The sequence below is a fragment of the Shinella sp. CPCC 101442 genome (assembly GCF_024704725.1).
Classification (GTDB): Bacteria; Pseudomonadota; Alphaproteobacteria; order Rhizobiales; family Rhizobiaceae; genus Shinella.
In genome coordinates this window covers 458,560-484,919 of sequence record NZ_JALIQS010000001.1, presented here as the reverse complement: position 1 = coordinate 484,919, position 26,360 = coordinate 458,560, and the positions used below count along the sequence as shown (strand labels likewise).

Sequence of the window (26,360 nt, the reverse complement as noted above, 5' to 3'; positions counted from 1 at the left end):
CCGCGCAGGGAATGGAGCGCTCGGTCGAAATCTGCTATGGCTGTCGTCGGCGGTTCGGCTGGCGACGATAGTGTCCCCGCCTGCTGCTTGGGAGAGTTGAATGACGGTGGATGTGAGGACATCGCGGGACACGGGCAACCACGCGGCGCCCAAGGCGCTTCGCGTCGGCTTCATCCTGTCGAAAAGCTTCACGCTTTCCGCTTTCGCGCTGTTCGTCGATACGCTGCGGCTGGCCAGCGACAGCGAGGACCGCTCTCGCCGCGTCAATTGCGATTGGGATGTGTTGAGCAGCACACGCAATTTCATCTCCTCGTCGAGTGGTATCCAGGTTGCCCCGACGGCACCCTTCGCCGATCCCTCGGCCTTCGATTATATCGCCGTCGTCGGCGGTCTCTTGAAGGTCGATGAGCAGATCGACAGCTATGCGCGCGCCTATCTGGCCAAGGCTGCCAAGGCCGGCGTCGGGCTGATCGGCCTCTGTACCGGCAGCTTCGTCCTCGCCGAAGCCGGCCTGCTCAAGGGCCACACCGCCTGCGTGAGCTGGCTGCACCACCGCGAATTCCGCGGCCGTTACCCGGATATCGAGGCGACGTCGGAGCAGATCTTCCGTTTCGACGGCAAGGTCGCGACCTGTGCCGGCGGCAGCAGCGTCGCGGATCTCGCCGCAACGCTGGTGCGCCACCATGTCGGCGAGGCGGCGGAGCGCAATGCGCTGGAAATCCTGCAAATCCGCCACCGCCGCGATGCGACGGACCTCCAGCCGCGCAATCCGCTCGGTCTCGAAGCGCGGGACCGCCGCGTGCATCTCGCCATCATGATGATGGAGCAGCACACCGAAGATTTGCTGTCCATCGATAGCATCGCCACCATGACCGGCGTTTCCCGCCGCCAGCTGGAGCGCCTGTTCGAAAGCGACATGGGGGCCTCGCCGAGCGGGATCTACATGAAGATCCGCATGGCCGCGGCGCTGAACATGGTAATACGCACCAACAAGCCGCTGATCGAGATCGCGCTCGAAACCGGCTTCGAGAGCCTGTCGCACTTTACACGCCGCTTTCGTGCGGCTTTTGGCGATACGCCCTCGCAGATCCGCCGCGACGGTCGCCGGCAGGCGAGCTGATTTCGCCTCTTTGCGGGAACCAAGACGCCCGCCATCCGTTCGGTTTCTATTCTAAAAGGAGACCGCAATGGCAAGCACTGACGTTCAATCCCAGATTTCCGCTCTTCGCGCCGAAATCGCCACGCTCCAGAAGGATCTCGGTGATCGTGGCGCCGAGGCTTACGAGACGATCCGCGATCGCGCCGGCAACGCCGTGGATGCGGCCCGTCCGGCCGTGCGCTCGGCAACGAAATATGTGCGGTCCGAAGGTGCCGCCGTGGCGCAGGCCGCCCGCGAGCATCCGGCCGGCCTCTCGACGGTCGTGCTGACGGCCGGCCTTGCCGGCATCGTCATCGGCTATCTGCTCGGCTCCCTTGAAAGCGAACCGCCCCGCCGTCAACGCTGGTTCTGATGAAACGACAAAGCCCGGCAATGCCGGGCTTTTTTCTGCGGGCTGAAGGAAGGATCAGCGGTGGCGCAGGCCGAAGAGGTAGCCGATGAAGGCGGCGCCTGCGAGCGTGGCCAGCGGATTGGCCTGGATGGTCTGGCGCAGGTCCTCGCGCAGCGATTCCGCCTTTGCGACGGCGAGTTGCCCGGTACTTTCGGCAATCAGGCCTGCGGACTCCTTCAGCCGGCTGATTTCCGATTTCAGGGCTTCGATTTGCTCGTTGATCGAGGCTTCCGCTGCCGCGGCACGCGCCTCTTCCGAAATGCTGTCGCTTGCCTCGACCACGCCAAGCGTGCGTTTGCCGGTGCTCTTTTCGTCAGCCATGGACATGTCTCCTGGATTGAATGGAATGGCGAAAGGAGAACTTCCGCGGCGCCACTTGGTTCCCGTTTCTGATTCAAACTGTGATCATTGCTGTCGGGAAGAACGATTGACTCTCTTCTGGTTTGAGAACAAAAAGAGAACAATTGCCCTTCAACAAGGAGCCCAACGTCGATGTCCGCCTTTACCGCCAGTGCCGTTGTCGCGGATCTTCGCGACCGCATCCGGCAGTTCGACGGTCGCGCCGCGCGGGATCGGGCGGTGCTGCCCTTCGGCGTGCCCGAGATCGATGGCCGCCTGCCGGGTGGGGGGCTGGCGCTCGCCAGCCTGCACGAGGTCTGCGGTGGCGGCAACGATGCCGTCGAGGGGGCAGCCGCCATGCTCTTTGCCGCCGGTATCGCCGCGCGCACCAAGGGGCAGGTGCTCTGGTGCCTGACACGGCCCGATCTCTTTGCTCCGGCGCTGGCGCAGGCGGGGCTTGCGCCCGGCCGTGTCATCTATGTGGAGGCGGCTGATGAAAAAAGCCTGCTCCTCTGTTTCGAGGAGGGGCTGCGCCATGGCGGGCTCGGCGCTGTCGTGGCGGAGGTCGCGCGCCTGCCGATGACCGCATCGCGCCGCCTGCAGCTGGCCGCGGAAGCCGGCGGCACGCTCGGCCTGGCCCTGCGCCGCTTCCGGCACATGAAGGAGGCGACGGCCTTCGACCAGGCGACGGCTGCGGTGACGCGCTGGCGGGTTTCCGTCAGGCCGTCCTCAAGCCTTCCCGTGCCGGGCATCGGCCGGGCGCAATGGTTGCTGGAGCTGACCCGGTGCCGGGCCGGCACAGCGGCGGAATTTGATGTGGAGGCTACCGATGCCGAGGGTTGTATCGCTTTTTCTTCCCGGCTGGCCGATCGATCGCCTGAGACGCAGCTTGGGCGCTTCGGCGCCTCCGCCTGATGATCGGCTCGTGCTTGTCGGCCGCGAGGGCGCGCGCCGTATCGTCACCGCCGTGAGCCGGCCTGCCGAGCAGGCGGGCCTGCGTGTCGGTATGCCGCTCACCAAGGCCCATGCGCTTTTGCCCGATGTGATGACCATGCCGGCCGATCCGGCGGCGGATGCGGCGGCGCTCAACCGCCTGGCGTTCTGGGCCTTGCAGCACTATGCGCCCATCGTCACACCCGACCCGCCGGATGGCCTGGTCATCGACACGACCGGTGCCGACCACCTGCACGGCGGCGAAGAACGCATGCTGACCGGCCTCGTCAACCGGCTCGGTGCCTCCGGCATCGCCGCCCGCGCCGCCATAGCCGATACCCCGGGCGCGGCGCATGCCGCCGCCCGCTTCCGCGCCGACCCCGTGTGCATCATCGCACCCGGCGGAGCGCGCGAGGCCGTGGCGCCGCTGCCGATCCTCGGGCTCAGGATCCCGTCGGATATCGTGACAGGTCTGCATGTGCTGGGCTTTGCCACGGTCGGCGACGTGCTCGCCGTGCCACGCGCGCCGCTCGTGCTGCGTTTTGGCCCGCTCCTCGGCCGCCGGCTCGACCAGCTGCAAGGCACCATCTCCGAACCCGTCGATCCGCTCCGCGATCCCGAACTTGCCAGCGTGCGAAAAGTCTTCGGCGAACCCATAGGTGCGCCCGAAACCATCGCGCGCTACACGACAAGCCTCGTCCATGACCTCTGTCTGGCGCTGGAAAAGCGCGGTCTCGGTGTGCCCGAAGGCTCGATCTCCTCTTCCACCGCGTCGACAATTCGCTCCAGGCGATCCGCGTCGGCACGGCGCAGCCCGTTCGGGATGAAAAGCGGCTCACCCGGCTCCTCTCGGATCGCATCGAGACGATCGATCCGGGTTTCGGCATCGAGATCATGGACCTGACCGCCACGCTTGCCGAACCGCTCGTCTTGCAGCAGGCGGTCTCTTCACTGATCGAGGAGGAACAGGCGGACATTGCCGGCCTCGTAGACGTGATCGCCAACCGCATCGGCGCGCGCAGGCTTTACCGCATGGCCCCCGTCGAGAGCGATGTGCCCGAGCGGTCGGTCCGTCGCGTCGCCCCGCTGGCTCCGGATGACGGCGCGACCTGGCAGGGCCGCTGGCCGCGCCCGTCGCGCCTGCTGGCCCGGCCCGAGCCGATCGAGGTCATGGCACTCCTGCCGGACCATCCGCCGGGCGCCTTCACCTGGCGCGGCGTGCGGCGGCTGGTAAAGCGCGCCGACGGCCCCGAACGCATTTTCGGTGAGTGGTGGAAGCGCGATGCCGAGCTTGCCGCCGTGCGGGACTATTTTCAGGTCGAGGATGCTTCTGGCGAACGTTTCTGGCTCTTTCGCTCAGGCGATGAGCAACAGGCGGCAAGCGGGGCGGGCCGCTGGTTCCTGCATGGGGTTTTCGCATGAAACCGCGTTACGCCGAGCTTCAGGTCACGTCCCACTTCTCCTTCCTGCGGGGTGCGAGTAGCTGCGCGGAGCTGTTCGCCCAGGCCAGCGCCCTCGGCATCGAGGCTGTGGCCGTCGTCGACCGCAACAGCCTTGCCGGTGTCGTCCAGGCCTTCAAGGCGGCGCGGGAGCTTTCGCCGGATGTGGCACAAGTACGTCTGGTGGTCGGTTGCCGCCTGGATCTTGTCGACGGCATGTCGCTGCTTGTCTATCCGACCGACCGTGCCGCCTATGCCCGTCTCTGCCGCCTGCTTACCATCGGCAAGAAGAGGGCCGGCAAAGGAAAGTGCCATCTCGACTGGGCGGACGTCGTGGAATGGAACGAAGGCCTGCTCGCTGTGCTGGTGCCCGACGAGGCGGACGAGACTGTCGCCTTTCACCTGCGCCGCCTGCGCGAAACCTTTCGCGATCGCTGTTATCTCGCCCTCACGCTTCGTCGCCGGCCAAACGACCAGGTGCGGCTCTTCGACCTCTCCAACCTCGCCACCCAACACCGCGTTCCCACCGTCGTCACCAACGACGTGCTCTACCACGAGCCCGGCCGCCGCATGCTGCAGGACATCGTCACCTGCATCCGCCACACCGTCGTCATCGACAATGCCGGTTTTTTGCGCGAACGCCATGCCGACCGCTACCTGAAACCGCCGGCGGAAATGCACCGGCTCTTTGCGCGCTACCCGGAAGCGCTCCAGCGTACGCTGGAGATTGTGGAGCGCTGTCGGTTTTCACTGTCCGAACTGGAATACCAGTATCCGGAAGAGAAGACGCATCCGGACCTCACGCCGCAGGAAACGCTGGAGAAATATACGTGGGAGGGGGCGGCAAGCTGGTATCCCGACGGCATACCGGAAATGGTCCGCAACAAGCTCAATCATGAATTGACGCTCATCGCGAAGATGAAATATGCCCCCTACTTCCTCACGGTGAATTCGATCGTGCGTTATGCCCGCTCCATCGACATCCTCTGCCAGGGCAGGGGGTCGGCGGCCAACAGCGCTGTCTGTTTCGTTCTCGGCATCACCTCTATCAACCCGACCGTGAACGGCCTTCTGTTCGAACGTTTCGTTTCGGAGCAACGTGGCGAGCCGCCCGATATCGACGTGGATTTCGAGCACGAGCGCCGGGAAGAGGTGATCCAGTGGATCTATGAAACCTACGGCAAGCAACAGGCAGCCCTTTGCGCCACCGTCATCCGCTACCGCTCGCGGGCAGCCATGCGGGATGTTGGGCGTGCACTCGGCATGCCGGAGGATGTGCTGAAGGCGTTGTCATCACAGGTCTGGGGCTGGTCCAACGATGTTCCGCAAACCCATGCGCAATCGGTGGGGCTCAACGTGGACGATCGCCGTATCCGGCTGCTTTTCGAGCTGGCCCGGCAATTGATCAACACACCGCGCCACCTCTCGCAGCATCCCGGCGGCTTCGTGCTGACGCGCGACCGGCTGGACGATCTTGTGCCCATCGAGCCTGCGGCCATGGATGACCGGCAGGTGATCGAGTGGGACAAGGACGACATCGAATATCTGAACTTCATGAAGGTCGATGTGCTGGCGCTCGGCATGCTCACCTGCATGCGCCGCGCCTTCGATTTTCTGACGGAGCACCAGGGAGAGAGCTATACGCTCGCCACCATCCCGGCAGGCGACGAGGCAACCTACGAGATGATCTCGAAAGCCGATACGGTCGGCACGTTCCAGATCGAGAGCCGGGCACAGATGTCCATGCTGCCGCGTCTCAGGCCGAAGGAGTTCTACGACATCGTCATCCAGGTGGCCATCGTGCGGCCGGGGCCAATCCAGGGGGATATGGTACATCCTTATCTTCGGCGGCGGCAGGGATTGGAGAAGGTTGATTATCCCAGCCCAGCCTTCAAAAAGGTTCTGGAAAGAACACTCGGCGTGCCCTTGTTCCAGGAGCAAGCGATGCAGGTGGCGATCGACTGCGCCGGCTTCACGCCCGGCCGGGCCGACGAACTGCGCCGCGCCATGGCGACCTTCAAGCAGACGGGTGGGGTCGACAAATTCCGGAAGGAACTCGTCGAGGGTATGGTCAGTCACAACCACCCGCGCGACTTCGCCGAACGCATGTGCCGCCAGCTCGAAGGTTTCGGCTCCTACGGCTTCCCGGAAAGCCACGCCTATAGCTTCGCCATCATCGCCTATGCCTCCGCCTGGGTGAAATGCCATCATCCGGATGTCTTTTGCGCGGCCCTGCTCAATTCCCAGCCGATGGGCTTTTATGCCCCCGCGCAGATCGTGCGCGATGCGCGTGAGCATGGGGTGGAGGTGCGGCCTGTCTGCATCCACAAAAGCCGTTGGGACTGCACGCTGGAACCGACGGAAGAGACGGGACGGTTCGCCGTCCGCCTTGGGCTGCGGCTGGTGAAAGGGCTCGACAACAAGGCTGCGGGCAGGTTCATCGCCGCCCGCGAGGAGGAGCCCTTCGCCTCCGTCGATGATTTCTGGCGCCGCTCAGGCCTTCCCGCCGATGCGCTGGTGCGGCTTGCCGAGGCGGATGCCTTCCTGCCGTCGCTCGGCCTTTCCCGCCGCGAGGCGCTCTGGGCAATTCGAGGCCTGCGGGACGAGCCGTTGCCGCTCTTTACCGCCGCTGCCGAGCGTGAGGCGGCAACGGTTCCGGAAATCAGCGAGCCCGCTGTGGCGCTCCGCCCCATGGCGACGGGGGGCGAGGTGGTGGAGGATTACGGCCATGTCGGCCTGACGCTGCGGGCCCATCCGGTCAGTTTTCTGCGTGAAAGTCTCCAGCGCCGCCGCATCGTCACCTGCGCAGAGGCCACACGGCTGCGTGACCGTCGGAAAGTCGAAACGGCCGGCATCGTGCTTATCCGCCAGCAACCGGGCTCCGCGAAAGGGGTGATCTTCGTGACGATCGAGGACGAGACGGGCATTGCCAATCTCGTCGTCTGGCGGAAGGTCTTTCTCGCCTATCGCCCTATCGTGATGGGCGCACCGATGATCGGCGTCAAAGGTTATATCCAGCGGGAAGGCGAGGTGGTGCACCTTGTCGTGCAGCACCTCACCGATCTTTCCGCGGATTTCGCCACGATCGGCCGGCGCGGCGCCTCAGGGTCGGAAGACGCGGGACAAGTCGAAACGATCCGCGTCAAATCCCGCGACTTCCATTGAGGACGATTCCAGCAAAGACCACCGGATTTGACTCGGAGGCATAGGAACAGCCCTCACATGAAATCGCGTGGGATTGCCTTCTCGAACGTCTTCTCGAAAATCTGAACCTCACCCTCGAAGGCACGGACGGAAGCCGAGATCAGCCAGTTCGTCGCCGTGCAGGCGATGGTCGCCGTCGAGACCGTGCGGACGAACCAGCCGGGGCGCTGCATGTCACAGGTCCAGACGGACGTGCCGGTCATCGACAGCGGATCGTCTTGCGCGATCGACCAGAGTTCGTCGCGCACCTGCCGCGTGGCAAGCCCCGTGCCCGGATGTTCGAAGAGGCCGGTATCCTCGTAGATCGAATATTCGGTGAGACCGTTTGTCAGGTCGCGCTCGACGCCGCGTGCCGTTTCGCCGGGTGCAAGCTCGGTATATTTCGGCAAAGGATCTGGATTGGCCGGTTCGGGAATGGCGACGACCTTATGTGCGCCGAGTTTCGGCAAAGCCAGGCCGAGCGACGCGAGATCGATCGTCACGCCGGCATCCGCTGGCGGCGGCAGCACCATCGGCCAATAGGCGGTCGAGAGCGACAGGCGGATTCGATGGCCGGCGCGGAAGCGGTAGCCCATGGCGTCGAGCACGAGGCGGATGCGGGTCTTCTCGCCCCTCGGCATGGCTTTCGGCTCGGCATTGCCGTCGCGGTGCGCGAGGTTCACGACACCGAAGGTGACGCGCGTCGCGGTGCCGTCCGGGTGTACGTCGACGAGGCGGGCGCAGAGATTGCCGATCTCGGCCTCGGTGGAAACATCGAGTTCCAACACCGGCTGGCCAAGGAAGTCCTGGGGCTCGGTGAGCGGCGGCGTCTCGATGACGAGCGAGCCGGCATCGTCGAGACGCTGGTCGAGTGCCATCTCCGCATCCGGCTTCAGCGTGAACCATTCGCCGGCCATAATGCCGGTGTCGAGCGGCGACTTCAGATAGCGGTCGTGACCGGAAGCCCCGGTAATCGGTATTCCGGGCGTGAGCGTGCCGTATTGCTCCACGTAGAAGGTCGCCATGTCCGGCACCTCCCAAATGTCCTTGGCAATCCAGAAGCCAGGCTCGACCTCGCGGCGAAGCGCGGGACGGGCGGCGTCCTGGATATAGGCGCGGACTTGCGGGGTGCTTTCAGCACCGCTCTTTTCACCGCGCAGCCAGCGGTTCCACCAGGCGATGGCCTCGCCATGAAAATCCATGCGCGGCTTCGGCCAGGCAAAATGCGGATATTTGTGGACCCACGGTCCGATCAGCGCCTTGGCCTTGTCGCCAAGCCCCTCGACGGCCTTCAGAGGCGTGCTGCGATAACCGTCCGCCCAGCCGGCGATCACGAGGGCCGGCACGGGAAAGCCGGAAAAATCCTCGCAGATCGAACCGTGTTTCCAGAAGGCGTCGCGGCGCTGGTGCTGCAGCCACTCCTCCAGGAAAAAGGGCTCGTTTTCCAATCGCTCCAGCCACATGTCCTTCCAGCGGTCACCGACGATCTCCGGATCGGGCGAGCGGGACTGGTAGGCGAGCATGGTTGCGGCCCAGGAGAGCTGCGCGGAGAGGTGCGTGCCGTTCTTGTAGTGGATGTCGTCGTTGTAGCGGTCGACGGTGGAGGCGATGGAGATGACGGCCTTCAGCGCCGGTGGCTTGAGGGCTGCCACCTGCAGGCAATTGAAGCCGCCCCAGGAGATGCCCATCATGCCCACGGAACCGTTCGACCACGGCTGCGCCGCGATCCAGGCAACGAGTTCACAGGCATTGGCAAGTTCGAGCGGCGTATACTCGCCGTCGATGACGCCGTCGGATTCACCTGAGCCGCGGATGTCGACACGCACGCCGGCAATGCCGGCGGCGGCGAAGACGGGATAGGTCGATTCATCGCGCGGGCTGGTTCCGTCTCCCTTACGGTAGGGCAGGAATTCGAAGACGGCAGGCACGGGATCGTTCTCCGCGCCCGCCGGCATCCAGATGCGGGCGGCGAGCCGCGTGCCGTCGGCAAGCGTGATCCATTCGTTTTCGATGGTGGTGAAGGCGCGAGACGTCATGAGCAATCCTCTTCTGCGCTCTTTATGGAGCGCACCCCGGAGGTGGGCAATATGATGGTTTTGACCTTCCGTGTCGCTTTTGGTGTGCTTGCCCACCCCGCAAAACTCGCCTACGAAAACGGGAACGAGGGGAAAGCGCCATGCAGGAACAACATGCAGCTTCGGATGCGCGGCTGGACGATGCGCAGCGCGCCTACAAAATCCTGATCGCCGATCTGATCGGCCTGCGCTTCGATGCGGACGGCAATCCCGATCCAGGCGAGGTGCGCGCGCATATCGAGGCGAAGGGTGGTATCTTCCACGAAGGCGCCTACCAGCGCGAGACGCTGCCGCCGGGTGTGCATTTCTTCTACCAGCCGGATTTGAGCGCCGAGGCCGAAATCATCGCGCAGACGGCGGATGGTCGCTATGACGCGCTGATCGCGGCGGCGACCTTCATTCCGAAACAGGCGATCTTTCCGCTCGGCGGCGTGCGCATCGGCGCTGGCACCGGCAATATGGGCTCGGCCTCCTGGGGTGGCGGCGATGGCGATGGCGGTGTTGCCGTGCTGATGAACACGCCTGGCATCAACAGCCGTGCGACGGCCCAGATGGTGATGAAGGCGATCCTGAAGGTGACGCCGGACCTGCCGGTCGATCACCTGCATGAGCGGGTGGCGGCCGGCGATTTCGACACGGGACGCGATCTCAAATCCTATCCGACCGCCAAGCTCGAAGGCCGCCGCATGGCGGTGCTCGGTTATGGCAATATCGGCCGGGAGGTCGCCAGGCTCGCCCGGGCCTTCGGCATGCAGGTGACGATCTATGCCCGCGCAAAGCACCGGCAATGGATCGAGGCCGAGGGATTCGGCTATGCGGCAACGCCGGTGGAGGCGGCCAGCGGTGCCGATGTGCTCTCCGTCCATGTCGGCCTCGGCCGGCTGGACGATGCGACGCGGATCTATGCCAATGCCGGCATCGTCGGCGAGGCGGTGATGTCGGCGATGGACCGCGGAGCCGTCGTCGTGAACTACGACCGCGGCGAGGTGGTGGATACGGCGGCGCTCGACCGGGCGCTGGCCTCGGGCCAGGTGCGCCACGCGGCAATCGACGCCGACCTCTTCAAGAACACGACCAGCGGAGCGCTGAGCGGGCCGATGCAGCCGTATCTCGCGCTTGCCGAACATCATCCGGGAAAACTCGAACTGTTGCCGCACGCGGCCGCCGATACGGATCACCCGTCACGCGTAGCCGGCGCCTGCCAGGCGGTTGACCAGATCGTCGATGTCATCCGCTTCCGGCGCGTGACGAACCGCAAGGGCACCCTGCCGGACGGCTATGTCGATGCCGGGGCGAAGGTGCCGCATGGGATCGGCCGGGTCACGACGGCGGCGCTTGCCGCGGCTGCGGTCGACCCGCGCTTTGCCGAGCTCAACGGCATTTCCCGCGAGATCGCCGATACGTTCGAGGCGATCGTCGAGGCGGTGGACGAGGGCATGACACACCAGCCGGCGCATGGCGACGTCGCCGCGTTGACCCGTCTCCTGCTGCGCCAACGCCAGCTCATCGAAGCGCTGGGGCTGGATGGGCCTGCGGAGGCCTGAGGAACTTTCGTCCCGTGTGCAGGTTCAGTTCCTGAGACGTAATTCAGGGAGTGCCCGCCATGACCCACCAGCAGGATGAACGTGGTGATCCGATCACCCGCACGCATGATCCCGCCCGCAAGGATTATTCTGCGCGCGAGACCCGACAAGGCGGCCCGGGCCGTCCGGTGCTGAAAGTGCTCGGTATCAGCCTCGCATTGGCCGTTCTCGCCTGGGGCGCCGTTGAAATCTTCGGCGAGCGGATCGATCCGTCTGCGCCGGTCGATGCGACCCAGACGTCGTCCACCACCAGCGGTGAGACGACGCAGGATACGATCGACAACAGCGTACCCGGCGGCGGCGAAACCGTTCCGACGGACCGGTCGCCTACCCAGCAGCCCAGTACAGGCGGCGACAACCAGCGCGTGACGCCGGATGGCACGGTAAACTGACGGGATGATGGCCGGTGTTAAGCGCGCCGGCCATATTGTTGCATGATAGCCATCAGCGCATCGTGATCGATGGCGTCGATGCGGAAGCGGTCATGCGGCGTGCCGCCGGCACCCTCTGCCGCCAACATGGCGTTGACCACCGCCTCCTCCACGCTATCGACCGCCGCCGCATAGACGGGATCGAGATATTCGTCGTTGACCATCTCGATGTTGAGCCTTGCCGACGCTCGATGTGCCATGGGCTGCGGATTGGCTGTCGAGAAGGCGAGGAAGATGTCGCCGGAATTGTTGCCGCCGGGCGTGCCGTTGCGACCGATGCCGATCGAGGCGCGGCGGGCGAGACGCTTCAACTGGTGCGGCGCCATCGGCAGGTCGGTCGCGATGACGACGATGATCGAGCCGCGTTCCTTCAATTGGCTTTGCGGCGTGTTGTCCATGAGGTGTTTTCCCACGGGCACGCCGCAGATCGTCAGCCAGTCGCGCTGGCCGTGATTGGCCTGCACGAGCGTGCCGATGGTATAGTCCCTGTCGCCGTAGGCAACGACGCGCGAGGATGTTCCGGTGCCGCCCTTGAAGCCGTAGGTGATCATGCCCGTGCCGCCGCCGCAATTGCCCTCGGAAACGGGGCCGCGGGAGAGGCTTTCCAGCGCGGCGCGCGCATCCGCTTCCGTCACCGGCATGCCGTTGATGTCGCTGAGTGCCCCGTCATAGGTCTCGGCGATGACGGGCATCAGCCAGAGGAAGTCGCCGATATCGTAGGTGGAGGCGTAGCGTTCCAGCATCCAGCGGATCGTCGCGTGATGGGTGATGCCGACGCCGTGCGTGTTGGTGATCATGACCGGGCCGAGGAAGGTGCCGCCGTCCTCGATCCAGTGCGTACCGGTCATTTCGCCATTGCCGTTGAAGCGGTGCAGGCCTGCATAGACGGGAACGGGCGTTTCGCTCTGGCTGTGCGGCAGGATGGCGGTAACGCCTGTGCGCACCGGCAACTTGCGGCCGGGCCGCGGGGCTTCCTCCCGGATGGTCTGGAAGCCGACGGCAATGCCCTCGACATCCGTGATGGCATTGAGCGGGCCGGTGCGGCCGCTGAAGGGCAGGCCAAGGGTGCGGGCGCGTGGTTTTTTATGGGTCATGATTATTTCTGCCGGGAGCGAAGATAGAGGCCGAGGGAGGCGATGACGAAGGAGAAGGTCAGCATCATCACGGCGATGGCGTTGATCTCCGGCTTGATGCCGCGCCGGAGCATGGCGAAGATGAACATCGGCAGCGTCGTGACATCGACGCCGGCGATGAAATAGGTGATCACGAGATCGTCCATCGAGATGATGAAGGCGAGCAGCGCGCCGCCGACGATGCCGGGCAGGAGCTGCGGAAACACCACCTTGCGGAAGGTCGTCCATTCGTTCGCCCCGAGATCGGCAGAGGCGTGCTCCAGCGTGCGGTCCATGCCGGCAAGCCGGGCGGTGACGACGATGAAGACATAGGAGATCAGAAAGGTGCACTGGCCGATGATGATCGTCGTCAGGCCGAGATTGATGCCGGAATTGACGAAGAAGATCAGAAGCGCGATGCCGAGCACGATATCGGGCATCAGCATCGGCATGAACATGACGACGCGGTAGAAGCGCCGGCCGAAGAAATCGAACCGATAGAGCGCGATCGCCATGGCACTGCCGAGCACGGTGGAGATCGCCGTGGTGGAGGTGGCGATGATCAGGCTGTTCCAGAGGGCCTCGACGAGCTGGCTGGTCGATTCCAGATAGAGCGCGTTTTCCGAAATCGTCGTCTTGAAGCCGAGGACCTGGGCGTACCATTCGGTGGTGAAGCCGGTCCAGGTCATCATGTTGACCGGGTTCGCATTGAACGAATAGACGGCGATCAGCGCGAGCGGGATGTAGATGAAGGCGAAGAACAGCGCGGTATAGGCAATCAGGCTGCCGCGGGCGAGGGTGGCGAAAATCTTCATGGCCCTCTCCTCAATGTCCGGTCGCGGGATCGAAGCCGCGACGGCCGGAAACGACGACGTGGATGAAGAGCAGCACCAGCATGACGGTCATCACCATCATGGCGAGCGCCGAGCCGAAGGGCCAGTTGCGCGCGGCGAGGAACTGCTGCTCGATGAGATTGCCCAGCATCATGACCTTCGCGCCGCCGAGAATGGCCGGCACGACGAAATTGCCGAGTGCCGGGATGAAGACGATGACCGCGCCGCCGGCAATGCCGGGTGCCGTCAGCGGCAGGATGATGCGCAGGAAGGTGCGGATTGGTCCTGCGCCGAGATCGAGCGAGGCACGCACCAGCGTCCAGTCGAGCTTTTCGACGCTGGCATAGACCGGCATGAACATGAAGGGAATGAACACATAGACCATGCCGAGGATGATCGCGCCGTCCGTATAGATCAATTCCAGCGGCCTTGCGATGACGCCGGTGCCGAGCAGGACCTCGTTGACGAGGCCGGTCTGGCGCAAAATCAGTACCCAGATGAACAACCGCACAATGAGGCTGGTGAAGAAGGGCAAGGTGATGAGGAAGAGGCAGAAATTTTTCCAGCGGTCCGAAAGCCGGCTGATGCAGAAGGCGGCCGGGTAGCAGACGAAAAGCGTCGCGACGACGGTCAGCGCCGCGATTTTCAGCGAGCGCAGGAAGATTGCGATGTAGACCGGATCGAAATCCTCGAACATGGGATCGGCGAAGCCGAGGATGCGGCCGTAATTGTGCGGATACCAGGTCCACTCGACGCCACCGTAAAGACCGGGCGCCAGAAAGCTCGTCACGATCATGATGGCGAGCGGCCCGAGGAAGAATACCGCCAGGAACAGGGAGACCGGCCCGAGCAGGATGGCAAGCTGGGCGCGGCGGCGAAAGGCAATCGATGACATGTCAGGCCGCCTCCCCCGGAAGGAGATGTACCGCCGCGGGATCGTAGGCAAGGCGCGCGCGGCGCGACTGCTCGATCTCGCCGACGAGGCTGCGCCGCACGGCGGGGATTTCCGCGATGACGCGCCGGCCGGTTGCGGTGCGGCCGAACAGCTCGAAAGTCGATCCGACGAAGACGATCTGCTCGAGATCGACATCGAGGCTCGGGGCGGTGTCGCCGGGTTGGGCGAGGAAGAACTGTTCCGGGCGGATGAGCGCCGTTGCCGCACCTGTCGCGTCCGGCCGGCCATGGGAGATGGCGATGCCGTCCTTCGTGACGAGCTGCCCTCTGGTGGCCTCGCCCTCGAAGAGGTTGCTCGCGCCGACGAAAGTGGCGACGAAACTGTTCTTCGGCTGGTCGTAGATGGCGCGCGGCGTGTCGAGCTGCTGGATACGTCCTCCGGAGAGGACCGCGACGCGATCCGACATCGTCAGCGCCTCCTCCTGGTCGTGCGTCACGAAGATGAAGGAGATGCCGAGCTCGTGCTGCAGCGTCTTCAGCTCGATCTGCATGGACTGGCGCAGGTTCTTGTCGAGCGCCGACAGCGGTTCGTCGAGCAAAAGCAGCTTGGGGCGGGCGATGATGGCGCGGGCAAGGGCTACACGCTGCTGCTGGCCGCCCGAGAGCTGGCGGGGCTTGCGACCTTCCATGCCTTCGAGCCCGACCATGCGCAGCGCATCGGCGACGCGTCTGGTGCGTTCCGCCCTTGCGACACCGGCGACTTCCAGCGCGTAGCCGGTATTTTCACCGACCGTCATATGCGGAAAGAGCGCGTAGTTCTGGAACACCGTGTTGACCGGGCGGCGATAGGGCGGCCGGTCGGTGATGTCCTCGTCATCGATCAGAATGCGGCCGGCATCGAGCTGGACGAAGCCGCTGATCGCCTGGAGCAGCGTGGTCTTGCCGCAGCCCGAAGGTCCCAGCAGCGTCAGGAATTCATTGCGCTTGACGTCGAGGTCGATCGCGTCGAGCGCCGTCACGGTCTGACCTTCAGGCGTGGCAAAGGCCTTCGCCGCCTTTTCCAGGCGGACTATGGAATCTCGCATCGTCGTTCCCCATTATGTTATAAAAATAACGCTTGTGCGATTTAGATATCTGGATACCATTTGTTCATCCAAGTCAACGGCCGAAAGAAGCCGGGACGGGAACAGCGGCGCAAAGGAAAGCGCCGGGGCCACGACGGGCCGAACCATCAGAGGAGACTATTTATGTCGAAATCGCATGACGCCGGTCTGTCCGGCTTTCGCCGCGCCGCCTTTTCGCTCGCCGTGCTTATGGCAACGACGGGCATGGCAAGTGCCGCCGAACTCAACGTCTACAACTGGGGCGAATATATCAACCCGGAGGTTCTGAAGAAGTTCGAGGAGGAAACCTCGATCAAGGTCAACCTCTCGACCTACTCTTCCAACGAGGAAATGCTGGCCAAGATCCAGGGCGGTGCCACGGGCTACGACATCGTCTTCCCGTCCGTGCACATGCAGGACATCATGGCCAAGCTCGATCTTCTCGAGAAGACCGACATCAACACCTATGAGGGCTTCAAGAACATCGATCCCGCCTTCCTGCGCGCAAAAAGCGATCCGGACGGCGCCTATTGCCTGCCCTATGCCTGGGGCTCGGTCGGCATCATGTACAACCGCAAGATCATCGGCAAGGATATCACCGGCTGGAAAGACCTGATCGAGACGGTGAAAGCCAAGGGGCTCAAGTTCACCCTGCTCGACGACATGCGTGAAGTGCTCGCGGTCGGCCTCATCCTGAACGGCCACAAGATCAATTCCACCGATCCGGCGGAGTTGCAGCAGGCGGCCGATACGATCATCGCCATGAAGCCCGATGTGGCGGCCTTCACCTATGACGAACGGCCGATGGTGCAGGCAGGCGACGTCGCAGCCGGCCACGCTTTCGTCGGCGCCATGGTGGACATCTTCGCCAATGAGAAAGACCTCGGCTACGTGATCCCCGAGGAGGGGGCGACCATGTACCAGGAGGACATCTGCGTGCTGAAGAGCGCACCGAACAAGGAGAACGCCATCAAGTTCCTCCAGTTCTATACGCGCCCGGAAATCGTCGCCCTCAACGTCTCGCAGCAGACGAATGGCACCGCCAACGTGCCGGCGCGGGAATTGACCCCGGAAAAGATCAAGAATAGCAAGGAAATCAACCCGCCGGCCGAGACGATGGCGCGTCTCCAGATATTCGAGGATCTGGGTCCGGCGCTGCGTCAGGTGGACCGTGTCTGGACGCGGGTCAAGACGGCCCAATAAGCGCGGTGTGAGCGCGGTTGATCCCCGCCCGTCTTCGGACGGGCGGGACTTTGAGGAGAGGGGCGACGTGTCGAAACGCATTCTGAAGCTCGTTCAGTCCGACGCTCTCCGCCGGTCCAAATCCGACAAGCTGATTGCGCATTACATCGAGCGCAACATCACCGATCTGCCCTTCGAGACGGCGCGTTCCATCGCCCAGCGTCTCGAACTCTCGCCCATGACGATCGGCCGCTACCTGCGCCGCATGGGGTTCGACGGGCTCGACGAATTGAAGAGCGAATTGCGTCGCGGCAGTTCCAACCCCGCCTGGCAGGTCAAGGGACAGGTCGGCCGGCTGGAGCAGGATCGCAAGGACGGCAAGCTGCTTGCCGGCCTGATCCAGCAGCAGATCGACAATCTCGGCGAGATCTACGCCATCACGACGGCGCCGGAATGGCAGCAGACGATCGACGCCCTGATCGGCGCGACCGAAGTCTATGTTGCCGCCTATCAGAACGTGCGCGGCATCGCGCAATATTTTGCAAGCCAGCTGTCCTATACCCGCCCGCGTGTGCAATTCGTCGACGGCGTCAACGGCACCTATGCCGAAGTGCTCGACGGTTCCGTCGAGGGACGGCTGCTCTTCCTGCACGACGTGCGCCGCTTCGCCGCCAAGGCCCGGCCGCTGGCATTGGAAGCGCGGCGTGCCGGCGTGAAGGTCGTGCTGCTGACCGACGAATTCTGCCCCTGGGGGCCTGACGTTTCCGATATCTGCCTCATCGTTCCCGGCTCGCACGGCCCGCTCTGGGATGGCGCGGCCACCATGACGGCTGTCATGGACCTCATGCTCAGCAACATCATCGTCGAGATGGGCGAGGAGGTGAGCGAACGCGTCGACAGACTGACACGTCTGCAGGACGTCTTCGGGGATTTCGAAAGCTGATTGCCGCGCTCGCCTTGACGCTGCCGAGGGCCGCGGACTAAGGATGGGACGACGGTTCCCTGAAGGATGACTCCCAGGGGATTAATAGGGAACACGGTGCGGACGACCCAACAGGGACCCATTCCGTGGCTGCCCCCGCAACTGTAGGCGGATTGTCGCCTGTCCTCGTGACGCGTTTGCGTCGTGCCACTGCGTGTCTTGCGCGGGAAGGCAGACAGGCAACAGATATCCGTGAGCCAGGAGACCTGCCGTCAGAGCCAGAATCCAAGTCACGGGCGGGGAAGCCCGGAACAGGAGACGCCATGACGAGCCAGACTGCCGCCCCCGGCAGACCCCCATTCGTTTTCTCCCGTCCGCATTCGATGCGCCCTTTGCGGCCTGTCGGCTGAGCCCGCACGCTTTCCTTTCTCCGGAGAAAACCATGATCATGTTCCCTGCGGCCGCACGCGCCGCCACCCTCGTTTCCGTATTAGCCGGCGCTGCGGTGCTTGTTCTTTCCTCCGGCACGGCCCAGGCCGCCGAGACGCAATATCCGCTGACGCTGCAGAATTGCGGCCGCCCGGTCACCTTCCAGAAGGCGCCGACGAAGACCGTTTCGATCGGCCAGAGCTCGACCGAAATCCTCTACATGCTCGGCCTTGCCGACAAGGTGGTGGGCACGGCGCTCTGGGTCGGCCCGGTGCTCAAGGGCTACGAGGACGTCAACGCCAAGATCGACCGTCTTGCCGACAACGAGCCGAGCTTCGAAAGCGTGCTTGCCAAGAAGCCTGATATTGTGACCGTGCAGTTCGAGTGGCAGGTCGGCCCGGAAGGCGTCGTTGCCAAGCCCGAGCAGTTCGAGGAACTCGGCATTCCCGTCTACACCTCGCCGTCCGATTGCGTCGGCAAGGAGAATAGTGCAGCCAGCGACGGCGTTCGCCATCAGGTCTTCACCATGGATCTCGTCTACCGGGAAATCCGCGAAATGGCGCAGATCTACAATATCCAGGACAAGGGCGAAGAGGTCGTGGCGGCGCTGAAGGCGCGCGAGGAGGCGGCCCGCACCAAGGTCGCCGCGGTGAAGGACAAGCTCTCGGCCGTGTTCTGGTTCTCCAGCGCCGCCGATGCCGATCCCTATGTCGCCGGCAAGAACGGCGCACCGGGCTACATCATGTCGGCGCTCGGCATCGAAAACATCATCAAGACCGAGGACGAATGGCCGACGGTCGGCTGGGAAACCATCGCCAAGGCGGCTCCGACGATGATCGTCGCCGGTTCGATGGACCGCCGGCGCTATCCGCTCGACAGCCTGGAAGCGAAGGTCGACTTCCTGAAGACCGACCCGGTCGCAAGCCTGATGCCGGCCGTCAAGAACAACTATGTCTTCGACATGGACGCGCAGGCCATGAACCCGACGATCCGCACGATCGAGGGTCTCGAAGGTCTTGCCGATGCGATCGAGAAGGCTGGTCTGGCCAAGTGATCGCCGATCGCCCCATACTGCGTCGGACGGGCGCCGCTTTCGCGGCGCTCGTCCTCCTGCTTTTTGCGCTCGGCGTCGGGGCTGCGGTCGGCGAGACGGCGATTCCGCTCGACGTGGTGGCGAAGACGGTGGCCAATCGCCTCTGGCACGCCGGCTATGCGCTGGAACCCATCGACGAGGGGATCATCTGGAATTACCGGCTGAGCCGGGCGATGGTCGCCGCCTGCTGCGGCTCTGCGCTGGCGCTTTGCGGCGTGATCCTGCAATCGCTGCTGCGCAATGCACTGGCCGATCCGTATATCCTCGGCATTTCGGCGGGTGCCTCGACGGGGGCTGTCAGCGTGGCGATCCTCGGCATCGGCGCGGGCGCCCTGACATTGCCTGCCGGTGCCTTTCTCGGCGCTATCGTCGCTTTCGGCCTCGTCAGTGCGCTGGCCTTGCGCGCCGGCCGCGGCACGAGCGCGATTATCCTTGCCGGCATCGCGGGCTCGCAGCTCTTCAATGCGCTGACCTCCTTCATCGTCACCAAGGCGGCAAGCGCAGAACAGGCACGCGGCATCATGTTCTGGCTGCTCGGCAATCTCTCGGGCGTGCGCTGGCCGGATGTCTGGCTGGCGCTGCCGGTTGCAATCCTCGGCCTCATCGTCTGCCTTTGGCACGCGCGTGCGCTCGACGCTTTCACCTTCGGCACGGAATCGGCCGCTTCGCTCGGCATTCCCGTGCGCCGCGTCTATGTCGTGCTCATCGCCATCTCTGCGTTGCTGACGGCGACCATGGTGTCCATCGTCGGCTCGATCGGCTTCGTCGGCCTCGTCATTCCCCATGCCGCGCGCATGGTGGTTGGTGTCCGCCACGGCCTGCTTTTGCCCGCCTCCGCGCTGATCGGCGCGATCTTCATGATCGCGGCGGATGTGCTGTCGCGCGTCATCATTCCCGGCCAGGTCCTGCCCATCGGCGTCATCACGGCGCTGTTCGGCGCACCGGCCTTCGCGCTCATCCTCAGCCAGAGGAGGTCTGCCCTGTGACGCTTTCCTCCAAGAACCTGCACTGGTCGGCCGGCGGCGCGGCCATCCTGTCGGATGTCTCGCTCGATGTCCGTCCCGGTGAGTTTCTCGGCATCATCGGCCCGAACGGCTCCGGCAAGACGAGCTTGATGTCGTTGCTCTCAGGCATCCGCAAGCCGCAGGCGGGTTCCGTGCTGCTCGACGGCAAGCCGCTTTCGGAGCATGGCCGGCAGGCCATCGCCCGGCGGATAGCCTTCGTCGAACAGCAGGCGGAAACGACCGAGCGCATCACGGCGCGCCAGGCCGTCGAACTCGGCCGCACGCCGCATCTCGGTGCGCTGACGCCGTGGTCACGGGCCGATGACGCCATCGTCGACCGAGCGCTGGAGGAGGTCGACATGGCGCATTTCGCCGGCCGGCTCTGGCATACGCTCTCCGGCGGCGAGCGGCAGCGGCTGCACATCGCCCGGGCGCTTGCCCAGCAATCGCCGATCCTGCTGCTCGACGAGCCGACCAACCATCTCGATATCGGACACCAGATCAGTCTGCTCCAGCTCGTGCGCGAACAGGACCTGACCGTCGTCGCGGCACTTCACGATCTCAACCACGCCGCCATGTTCTGCGACCGCATCGCCGTCATGCAGGCGGGCCGCATCGTGGCGCTTGGCACGCCCGCCAAAGTGCTGGAGCCGCAGCGCTTGCAGGCGGTCTTTGGTGTCACGGTGGATGTGGAGCGTGACGCCGGCGGCGGCTGCTTCATCCGCTATCGTCGGCCGGAACCGCGCCCGCCGCGTCTGAAGCTTGTTGCAGGTGAGGGGACGTGATGCACGGCACGCTCCCCAACAACCACCTCAAGGAAGACATCCGCGAATACTGGTCGCGCCGCTCGCAAACCTTCGATCTGGCCTTCGGCCATCGCATTCCCGAAGGCCCCGAATTCGACGCCTGGGCAGCGGCAATCCGCCAACGTCTCGGACCCGAGCCGCGCCGCGTGCTGGAACTGGCCTGCGGGACGGGGGAGGTGACGCGCCTGCTGCTCTCGCTCGGCCATGCGGTGACGGCACTCGACTTTTCCGAGGCGATGCTGGCGGTTGCGCGCAAGAAGCACGCCGGGGCAAAGAGCTTGCGCTTCCTGCTCGCGGACGCGGAAAACCCGATGGAGCCGGACGAAAGCTATGACGCCATCGTCTGCCGCCATCTCGTCTGGACGCTGACGACGCCCGAGCAGGCCTTTGCCTGTTGGCATCGCATGCTGAAGCCCGGCGGTACGCTGCTGTTTTTCGACGGTGACTGGGCCGCCCCCACCCGGATTGGCCGCCTGGCAAGCCGCGCTATCGCTGTGCTCGATCGCTTTGTCGGCGCCGATCCGCATTATGACGGTGCGATGAGCGACCGGCATGCCAGCATCATGGAGCGCCTGCCCTTTGGCGACGGACTGACCGCCGAGCGCGTGCTGCCACTCCTCGAAGCGGCCGGCTTTCGCGACTTTGCGGTCGGCTCGCATGCACCGGTTGCGGTCGCGCAGCGGCGAACCGCGGATCTCCGCAACAAGCTGCGTACGTTGCTCTATCGCCGCTTCATTCTCTGCTGCCGCAAGCCGGCCTAAGCGTCCATCTCCACCGTCAGCTTGACGCGGTCGGCGGCAAAGCGGGTTCGGGAGAACTGGATCGGCCTTCCCTCAAGGTCGGTGTTGATGGCTGTCGCGACGAGGATGATGGCTCCGGGCGAGAGTTTCAGGTGCCTGATGTCGTCGCCCTCGGCGTGGATGGCCGATATTTCCGTCGAGCGCCTGACATAGTCGGGTACGCCCAGTTCGCGGAAGGCCGCAGTGACCGAGCGGGTTCGTTCGAAGATCGCGCCAATCTCCGCGAAGCGTTCGGCCGGGAAATAATGCGTCGCGCGTGAGATGGGGCGCTTGTCGGCGCTGTTCACGGTCTCCATGCGCACACAAAGCGTGCCTGTGGGCATCCCGAGCGCCTCCGCGACGATGCCGGGCGCAACTTCCGTCGCCGCTTCCAGCATCCTGCCTTCGATGTCGCGTGCCTGGTTGCCGAGGCCCTGCGCGAACCGTGTTCGGCGCGAGATGGGAAAGCGCAGGCGGTCGCGCCGCTCGATGCGGGTGCCGATACCCTGAATCGGGCGCACGATGCCTTCCTCCGCCAGCGCCGCCATGGCGCTGCGCACGGTGTGGCGGTTCACGCCGAAACGGGCAGCCAGTACCGTTTCGGGCGGCATCATGCCGGTTTCGTCGTAATCCCCATTGTTGATCGCAAGCCGCATGCGATCCGCGATCTGCCGCCACAGCGCCACGCCCGATTGCCGTTCCACCATTTTCGCCCCCGAAATTCCCATTGTCACACCCTTGTCATTCCCGCCCGTTAAGACAAGACTTAGATGTTCGGTTGTCTAGATTAATAGACATTTGGAGATGAGGCAATGGCATCACTAAACAAATCTGCAGAAGTCGCCGGCAAGGATGCCGGGGCTGAACGGCAGAAGGCAATGGGCCTGCTTGCGAAGGCAAGTCGGGCCGAGTTGCAGGCGGCATTCGGCGCGCTCGCCGACAAGCCGACCGTGCAGCCTGTACGCGGTCCGGAGACGGGCCTCGTCATGGTGCGTGGCCGCATCGGTGGCGGCGGCGCGCCGTTCAATCTCGGTGAGGCGACGGTAAGCCGCGCCAGCATCCGCCTCGACGACGGCACGGTCGGTCACGGCCAGACGCTCGGCACCGATGGCGCAAAGGCGCGTCTTGCGGCGACATTCGACGCGTTGTTCCAGCAGCCGGCCCGCAAGGCCGAGGTCGAGACGCTGCTCGATGCCGTGGCCGCCCGCGTTGCCAAAGAGGACGCCGAAAAGGCCCGCCAGACGGCGGCCACCCGCGTCGATTTCTTCACCATGGTTCGGGGAGAGGACTGATGTCACTCGATACGCTCGCCTTTGCTGGCGGTTTTCAGAAGCCGGTGTTCGAGGCGCAGGCCGTCTTCCGCACGCTGATGGATTGTATGGCCCGTCCTGGCACGATCGGCCGCGTTGCCGCGACCGTGACGCCGCCCGCACCGCTCAAGGCTACCGCTGGTGCCGTGGCGCTCACGCTCTGCGATCACGACACATCGGTCTGGCTGACGCCGGTGCTTGCCAAGTCGGCGCTGCCCGGCTGGCTCGCCTTCAATGCCGGCGCGACCGTGACGGAAGAGCGGCAGGACGCCCGTTTCGCCTTCGTGGAAAAGGGTGCGATGCTGCCCAATCTCTGCCTGTTCGCCCAGGGCACGCAGGAATATCCGGATCGCTCGACGACGCTCGTCGTCGAAATCGAGGCCTTCGAGGGTGGTCGGCCGCTGGTGCTGACCGGCCCGGGCATCCGGACGGAAGAAGAGATCGCGCCGATCGGCCTGCCGGACATGTTCCCGCATTTCTGGTCGGAGAACCGGCAGGGTTTTCCGCGCGGCGTGGACCTGATCCTCGTTGCCGGTGACGGCATCCTCTGCCTGCCGCGCACCACCGTTCTTCGCGTCAAATCTGCCGCAGGGGAGGCCTGAACCATGTACGTTGCCGTCAAGGGTGGCGAAGCCGCCATCTCCAACGCCCATCGCCTTCTCGCCGACCGCCGCCGCGGTGACCGCTCGCTGCCGGCAATCGGCATCGAGCAGATCGTCGCCCAGCTTGGCCTCGCCGTCGACCGCGTGATGGCAGAGGCCTCGCTTTACGATCGTGCGCTGGCTGCGCTCGCCATCCGGCAGTCGCGCGGCGACATGATCGAGGCGATCTTCATCCTGCGTGCCTATCGCACGACATTGCCGCGCTTCGGTTATTCCAAGCCGGTCGAGACGGGCGCCATGCTGATCGAGCGCCGCGTCTCGGCGACCTACAAGGACCTGCCGGGCGGCCAGCTTCTCGGCCCCACCTTCGACTATACCCACCGCCTTCTCGACCCGTCACTTTTGGGTGACGAGACTGTCGAAGCGGGCCTGGAGCGGGAAGAGCCCGGCGAGGCGGTCATGCGCGTCTCCGACATCCTGGCCGATGAAGGCCTGGTCGAGGACGATGGCAGCTTGCCGGACGGCCATGTCGCAGGCGACATCACGCGCGAGCCGCTGGAATTCCCGATGGCGCGTGACCTGCGTTTGCAGGCGCTCGCCCGTGGCGATGAAGGTTTCCTGCTGGCGCTCGGCTATTCGACCCAGCGCGGTTATGCCCGCACCCATCCCTTCGTTGGCGAAGTGCGCATCGGTGAGGTCGAGGTGGAACTGGATATGCCGGAACTCGGCTTTTCCGTCTCGCTCGGCCGCGTCCAGGTGACCGAGTGCCAGATGATCGCCCAGTTCAAGGGCTCGGCGAAAAACCCGCCGCAGTTCACCCGCGGCTATGGCCTCGTTTTCGGCCAGAGCGAGCGCAAGGCCATGGCCATGTCGCTCGTCGACCGTGCGCTGCGTGCGGAAGAGTTCGGTGAGGATATCGTGGCGCCTGCGCAGGACGAGGAGTTCGTCATTTCCCATTCGGACAACGTCCAGGCGACCGGCTTCGTCGAGCACCTGAAACTGCCGCATTACGTGGATTTCCAGGCCGAACTCGATCTCGTGCGCCGCATGCGGCGGGAATACGAGGCCGCGCAGAACATCGATCTTCCGGAGGCCGCAGAATGAATATGACCGATCTGGCGACCTACAATTTCGCCTATCTCGACGAACAGACGAAACGCATGATCCGCCGGGCGATCCTCAAAGCGATCGCCATTCCCGGCTATCAGGTGCCCTTCGCATCGCGTGAAATGCCCATGCCCTATGGCTGGGGCACCGGCGGAGTGCAGGTGACGGCGGCGATCCTCGGACCGGACGATGTGCTGAAAGTCATCGACCAGGGCGCCGACGACACGACGAACGCCGTCTCCATCCGCGCCTTCTTCCAGAAGGTCGCCAATGTCGCGGTGACGACGAAGACCCGCGAGGCGACGATCATCCAGACACGTCACCGTATCCCGGAGGAGAAGCTGACGGCCGGCCAGACGCTGGTCTACCAGGTGCCGATCCCGGAGCCCTTGCGCTTCCTCGAACCGCGCGAGACCGAGACGCGCAAGATGCATGCGCTGGAAGAATACGGCCTGATGCATGTCAAGCTCTACGAGGATATCGCCAAGAACGGCCATATCGCCACCACCTACGCCTACCCGGTGAAGGTCGAGGGTCGCTACGTCATGGACCCGTCGCCGACCCCGAAATTCGACAATCCGAAGATGCACATGTCGGAAGCGCTCCAGCTGTTCGGCGCGGGTCGCGAAAAGCGCATCTATGCCGTGCCGCCCTATACCGAGGTCGTCAGCCTCGATTTCGAGGACCATCCCTTCGAGATCCAGACCTTCGACAAGCCCTGCGCGCTGTGCGGCGCAGAGAATGTCTATCTCGACGAGGTGGTGCTCGACGACAGGGGCGGGCGGATGTTCGTCTGCTCGGATACCGACCACTGCGAAGACCGCTGCGCCCACGGCCACCGCGGCCATCTCGCCTATAACAAGGAGGCTGCCGAATGACCGACATGCCGCTTCTCAAAGTCCGCGACATCTCGAAATTCTACGGCGCGCGCATCGGCTGTAAGAATGTCTCCTTCGACCTCTGGCCCGGTGAAGTGCTGGCGATCGTCGGCGAATCCGGCTCCGGCAAGACGACGCTGCTGAATTGCCTCGCAACGCGGCTGATGCCGAGCTCCGGCTCGGTCGAGTACCGCATGCGCGATGGCGAAATGCGTGAACTCTCCCGCATGAGCGAGGCGGAGCGCCGCTTCCTGATGCGCACCGACTGGGGCTTCGTGCACCAGAACCCGGCCGATGGCCTGCGCATGGCCGTGTCGGCCGGCGCCAATGTCGGCGAGCGGCTGATGGCCGTCGGCGAGCGGCATTACGGCAATATCCGCGAGACGGCGGGCTCCTGGCTCGGCCGCGTCGAAATCAGCGTCGATCGCATCGACGATCAGCCGCGCGACTTTTCCGGCGGCATGCGTCAGCGCCTGCAGATCGCCCGCAATCTCGTCACCTCGCCGCGCCTCATCTTCATGGACGAGCCGACGGGCGGCCTCGACGTTTCGGTGCAGGCCCGCCTGCTCGATCTGTTGCGCGGCCTCGTCCAGGACCTTGGCCTCTCGGCGATCATCGTCACGCACGATCTCGCCGTGGCGCGTCTCCTCTCGCATCGCATGATGGTGATGAAGGACGGCCTCGTCATCGAGCAGGGCCTGACCGACCGCGTACTCGACGATCCGCGCGAAGCCTATACCCAGCTCCTCGTCTCCTCGATCCTTCAGGTGTAA

At 64.5% G+C, this 26,360-nt stretch carries 23 protein-coding genes, 2 pseudogenes and 1 riboswitch; of the genes and pseudogenes, 18 read left to right on the top strand and 7 right to left on the bottom strand.

Features of this window, described 5'->3' with window-relative positions:
• Window positions 1-100: 100 nt before the first annotated feature.
• Together MUO32_RS02260 and MUO32_RS02255 are read left to right on the top strand one after the other, a co-directional pair.
• Window positions 101-1,120, top strand: a complete 1,020-nt coding sequence (locus tag MUO32_RS02260) for a GlxA family transcriptional regulator (protein ID WP_257946602.1) — start codon at window positions 101-103, stop codon at window positions 1,118-1,120.
• Between the two features lie 67 nt (window positions 1,121-1,187).
• Window positions 1,188-1,511: a hypothetical protein gene (locus MUO32_RS02255; protein ID WP_257946601.1), complete on the top strand. Its 324-nt coding sequence runs from the start codon at window positions 1,188-1,190 to the stop codon at window positions 1,509-1,511.
• A gap of 54 nt (window positions 1,512-1,565) precedes the next feature.
• Here MUO32_RS02255 and MUO32_RS02250 read toward each other — a convergent pair whose 3' ends face one another.
• Entirely contained in the window at window positions 1,566-1,871 is a 306-nt protein-coding gene (locus MUO32_RS02250; protein WP_257946600.1) for a hypothetical protein, read from the bottom strand.
• Between the two features lie 171 nt (window positions 1,872-2,042).
• On the opposite strand from MUO32_RS02250, the gene MUO32_RS02245 reads away from it, so the two are divergent.
• The 3 genes and pseudogenes from MUO32_RS02245 to MUO32_RS02235 all read left to right on the top strand — a co-directional run bounded on the left by MUO32_RS02245 (window position 2,043) and on the right by MUO32_RS02235 (window position 7,426).
• On the top strand, window positions 2,043-2,804 hold the full coding sequence (locus MUO32_RS02245) for an ImuA family protein (RefSeq protein WP_257946599.1): 762 nt from the start codon (window positions 2,043-2,045) through the stop codon (window positions 2,802-2,804).
• Window positions 2,719-4,244 (top strand): annotated as a pseudogene (locus MUO32_RS02240) (DUF6504 family protein). The gene MUO32_RS02245 and the pseudogene MUO32_RS02240 overlap by 86 nt, the downstream one beginning before the upstream one ends.
• Window positions 4,241-7,426, top strand: coding sequence for an error-prone DNA polymerase (locus MUO32_RS02235; RefSeq protein ID WP_257946598.1), 3,186 nt, complete (start codon window positions 4,241-4,243; stop codon window positions 7,424-7,426). The pseudogene MUO32_RS02240 and the gene MUO32_RS02235 overlap by 4 nt, the downstream one beginning before the upstream one ends.
• A 53-nt stretch (window positions 7,427-7,479) precedes the next feature.
• Here MUO32_RS02235 and MUO32_RS02230 read toward each other — a convergent pair whose 3' ends face one another.
• A complete protein-coding gene (locus MUO32_RS02230; protein WP_374708576.1) occupies window positions 7,480-9,480 on the bottom strand; it encodes a CocE/NonD family hydrolase in 2,001 nt (666 codons plus the stop codon).
• 170 nt (window positions 9,481-9,650) lie between these two features.
• On the opposite strand from MUO32_RS02230, the pseudogene MUO32_RS02225 reads away from it, so the two are divergent.
• Window positions 9,651-11,063: pseudogene (locus MUO32_RS02225) on the top strand (NAD(P)-dependent oxidoreductase); the annotation flags it as partial.
• A 59-nt stretch (window positions 11,064-11,122) separates the two neighbouring features.
• Window positions 11,123-11,494 (top strand): hypothetical protein, encoded by a 372-nt coding sequence (locus MUO32_RS02220; protein WP_257946596.1) that lies wholly within the window; start codon window positions 11,123-11,125, stop codon window positions 11,492-11,494.
• Between the two features lie 17 nt (window positions 11,495-11,511).
• Here the strand turns inward: MUO32_RS02220 and MUO32_RS02215 are convergent, their stop codons facing one another.
• Genes MUO32_RS02215 through MUO32_RS02200 form a run of 4 tightly spaced genes read right to left on the bottom strand, consistent with a single transcriptional unit; the run spans window position 11,512 to window position 15,457 of the window.
• The gene (locus MUO32_RS02215) at window positions 11,512-12,627 is read right to left on the bottom strand and encodes a P1 family peptidase (RefSeq protein WP_257946595.1); all 1,116 of its coding nucleotides are present in this window, start codon (window positions 12,625-12,627) and stop codon (window positions 11,512-11,514) included.
• A 2-nt stretch (window positions 12,628-12,629) separates the two neighbouring features.
• A complete protein-coding gene (locus MUO32_RS02210; RefSeq protein WP_257946594.1) occupies window positions 12,630-13,460 on the bottom strand; it encodes an ABC transporter permease in 831 nt (276 codons plus the stop codon).
• Window positions 13,461-13,470: 10 nt separating this feature from the next.
• A complete protein-coding gene (locus tag MUO32_RS02205; protein ID WP_257946593.1) occupies window positions 13,471-14,373 on the bottom strand; it encodes an ABC transporter permease in 903 nt (300 codons plus the stop codon).
• A 1-nt stretch (window position 14,374) separates the two neighbouring features.
• Window positions 14,375-15,457, bottom strand: a complete 1,083-nt coding sequence (locus MUO32_RS02200) for an ABC transporter ATP-binding protein (protein WP_257946592.1) — start codon at window positions 15,455-15,457, stop codon at window positions 14,375-14,377.
• A gap of 228 nt (window positions 15,458-15,685) precedes the next feature.
• On the opposite strand from MUO32_RS02200, the gene MUO32_RS02195 reads away from it, so the two are divergent.
• The 6 genes from MUO32_RS02195 to MUO32_RS02170 all read left to right on the top strand — a co-directional run bounded on the left by MUO32_RS02195 (window position 15,686) and on the right by MUO32_RS02170 (window position 21,672).
• Complete coding sequence (locus MUO32_RS02195) at window positions 15,686-16,678, top strand: spermidine/putrescine ABC transporter substrate-binding protein (RefSeq protein WP_257947152.1); 993 nt, start codon at window positions 15,686-15,688, stop codon at window positions 16,676-16,678.
• A 67-nt stretch (window positions 16,679-16,745) separates the two neighbouring features.
• Window positions 16,746-17,600, top strand: a complete 855-nt coding sequence (locus tag MUO32_RS02190; RefSeq protein WP_257946591.1) for a MurR/RpiR family transcriptional regulator — start codon at window positions 16,746-16,748, stop codon at window positions 17,598-17,600.
• Between the two features lie 35 nt (window positions 17,601-17,635).
• Window positions 17,636-17,868: riboswitch (cobalamin riboswitch) on the top strand.
• 153 nt (window positions 17,869-18,021) lie between these two features.
• Window positions 18,022-19,062, top strand: a complete 1,041-nt coding sequence (locus MUO32_RS02185; protein ID WP_257946590.1) for an ABC transporter substrate-binding protein — start codon at window positions 18,022-18,024, stop codon at window positions 19,060-19,062.
• Window positions 19,059-20,087: an iron ABC transporter permease gene (locus MUO32_RS02180; RefSeq protein ID WP_257946589.1), complete on the top strand. Its 1,029-nt coding sequence runs from the start codon at window positions 19,059-19,061 to the stop codon at window positions 20,085-20,087. The genes MUO32_RS02185 and MUO32_RS02180 overlap by 4 nt, the downstream gene beginning before the upstream one ends.
• Window positions 20,084-20,890 (top strand): ABC transporter ATP-binding protein, encoded by an 807-nt coding sequence (locus MUO32_RS02175; RefSeq protein ID WP_257946588.1) that lies wholly within the window; start codon window positions 20,084-20,086, stop codon window positions 20,888-20,890. Before MUO32_RS02180 ends, MUO32_RS02175 begins: the two co-directional genes overlap by 4 nt.
• The gene (locus MUO32_RS02170) at window positions 20,890-21,672 is read left to right on the top strand and encodes a class I SAM-dependent methyltransferase (protein ID WP_257946587.1); all 783 of its coding nucleotides are present in this window, start codon (window positions 20,890-20,892) and stop codon (window positions 21,670-21,672) included. The genes MUO32_RS02175 and MUO32_RS02170 overlap by 1 nt, the downstream gene beginning before the upstream one ends.
• Here MUO32_RS02170 and phnF read toward each other — a convergent pair.
• On the bottom strand, window positions 21,669-22,412 hold the full coding sequence (phnF, locus tag MUO32_RS02165) for a phosphonate metabolism transcriptional regulator PhnF (protein ID WP_257947151.1): 744 nt from the start codon (window positions 22,410-22,412) through the stop codon (window positions 21,669-21,671). The two genes, MUO32_RS02170 and phnF, sit on opposite strands and share 4 nt — an antisense overlap.
• A 90-nt stretch (window positions 22,413-22,502) precedes the next feature.
• On the opposite strand from phnF, the gene phnG reads away from it, so the two are divergent.
• Genes phnG through phnK form a run of 5 tightly spaced genes read left to right on the top strand, consistent with a single transcriptional unit; the run spans window position 22,503 to window position 26,360 of the window.
• Window positions 22,503-22,982: a phosphonate C-P lyase system protein PhnG gene (gene phnG, locus MUO32_RS02160; protein ID WP_257946586.1), complete on the top strand. Its 480-nt coding sequence runs from the start codon at window positions 22,503-22,505 to the stop codon at window positions 22,980-22,982.
• Window positions 22,982-23,602, top strand: coding sequence for a phosphonate C-P lyase system protein PhnH (gene phnH / locus MUO32_RS02155; RefSeq protein ID WP_257946585.1), 621 nt, complete (start codon window positions 22,982-22,984; stop codon window positions 23,600-23,602). Before phnG ends, phnH begins: the two co-directional genes overlap by 1 nt.
• 3 nt (window positions 23,603-23,605) lie before the next feature.
• Complete coding sequence (locus MUO32_RS02150; RefSeq protein WP_257946584.1) at window positions 23,606-24,706, top strand: carbon-phosphorus lyase complex subunit PhnI; 1,101 nt, start codon at window positions 23,606-23,608, stop codon at window positions 24,704-24,706.
• A 2-nt stretch (window positions 24,707-24,708) separates the two neighbouring features.
• On the top strand, window positions 24,709-25,587 hold the full coding sequence (locus tag MUO32_RS02145) for an alpha-D-ribose 1-methylphosphonate 5-phosphate C-P-lyase PhnJ (protein ID WP_257947150.1): 879 nt from the start codon (window positions 24,709-24,711) through the stop codon (window positions 25,585-25,587).
• Complete coding sequence (gene phnK, locus MUO32_RS02140; protein ID WP_257946583.1) at window positions 25,584-26,360, top strand: phosphonate C-P lyase system protein PhnK; 777 nt, start codon at window positions 25,584-25,586, stop codon at window positions 26,358-26,360. Before MUO32_RS02145 ends, phnK begins: the two co-directional genes overlap by 4 nt.

Coding starts and splice junctions, on each gene's coding strand:
- MUO32_RS02255 (WP_257946601.1), top strand. CDS start 1,188: ATGGCAAGCACTGACGTTCAATCCCAGATTTCCGCTCTTCGCGCCGAA.
- MUO32_RS02235 (WP_257946598.1), top strand. CDS start 4,241: ATGAAACCGCGTTACGCCGAGCTTCAGGTCACGTCCCACTTCTCCTTC.
- MUO32_RS02185 (WP_257946590.1), top strand. CDS start 18,022: ATGATCATGTTCCCTGCGGCCGCACGCGCCGCCACCCTCGTTTCCGTA.
- MUO32_RS02250 (WP_257946600.1), bottom strand. CDS start 1,871: ATGGCTGACGAAAAGAGCACCGGCAAACGCACGCTTGGCGTGGTCGAG.
- MUO32_RS02145 (WP_257947150.1), top strand. CDS start 24,709: ATGACCGATCTGGCGACCTACAATTTCGCCTATCTCGACGAACAGACG.
- MUO32_RS02215 (WP_257946595.1), bottom strand. CDS start 12,627: ATGACCCATAAAAAACCACGCGCCCGCACCCTTGGCCTGCCCTTCAGC.
- MUO32_RS02230 (WP_374708576.1), bottom strand. CDS start 9,480: ATGACGTCTCGCGCCTTCACCACCATCGAAAACGAATGGATCACGCTT.
- MUO32_RS02210 (WP_257946594.1), bottom strand. CDS start 13,460: ATGAAGATTTTCGCCACCCTCGCCCGCGGCAGCCTGATTGCCTATACC.
- MUO32_RS02245 (WP_257946599.1), top strand. CDS start 2,043: ATGTCCGCCTTTACCGCCAGTGCCGTTGTCGCGGATCTTCGCGACCGC.
- phnK (WP_257946583.1), top strand. CDS start 25,584: ATGACCGACATGCCGCTTCTCAAAGTCCGCGACATCTCGAAATTCTAC.
- phnH (WP_257946585.1), top strand. CDS start 22,982: ATGTCACTCGATACGCTCGCCTTTGCTGGCGGTTTTCAGAAGCCGGTG.
- MUO32_RS02205 (WP_257946593.1), bottom strand. CDS start 14,373: ATGTCATCGATTGCCTTTCGCCGCCGCGCCCAGCTTGCCATCCTGCTC.
- MUO32_RS02170 (WP_257946587.1), top strand. CDS start 20,890: ATGCACGGCACGCTCCCCAACAACCACCTCAAGGAAGACATCCGCGAA.
- MUO32_RS02220 (WP_257946596.1), top strand. CDS start 11,123: ATGACCCACCAGCAGGATGAACGTGGTGATCCGATCACCCGCACGCAT.
- MUO32_RS02200 (WP_257946592.1), bottom strand. CDS start 15,457: ATGCGAGATTCCATAGTCCGCCTGGAAAAGGCGGCGAAGGCCTTTGCC.
- MUO32_RS02195 (WP_257947152.1), top strand. CDS start 15,686: ATGGCAACGACGGGCATGGCAAGTGCCGCCGAACTCAACGTCTACAAC.
- MUO32_RS02260 (WP_257946602.1), top strand. CDS start 101: ATGACGGTGGATGTGAGGACATCGCGGGACACGGGCAACCACGCGGCG.
- phnG (WP_257946586.1), top strand. CDS start 22,503: ATGGCATCACTAAACAAATCTGCAGAAGTCGCCGGCAAGGATGCCGGG.
- MUO32_RS02150 (WP_257946584.1), top strand. CDS start 23,606: ATGTACGTTGCCGTCAAGGGTGGCGAAGCCGCCATCTCCAACGCCCAT.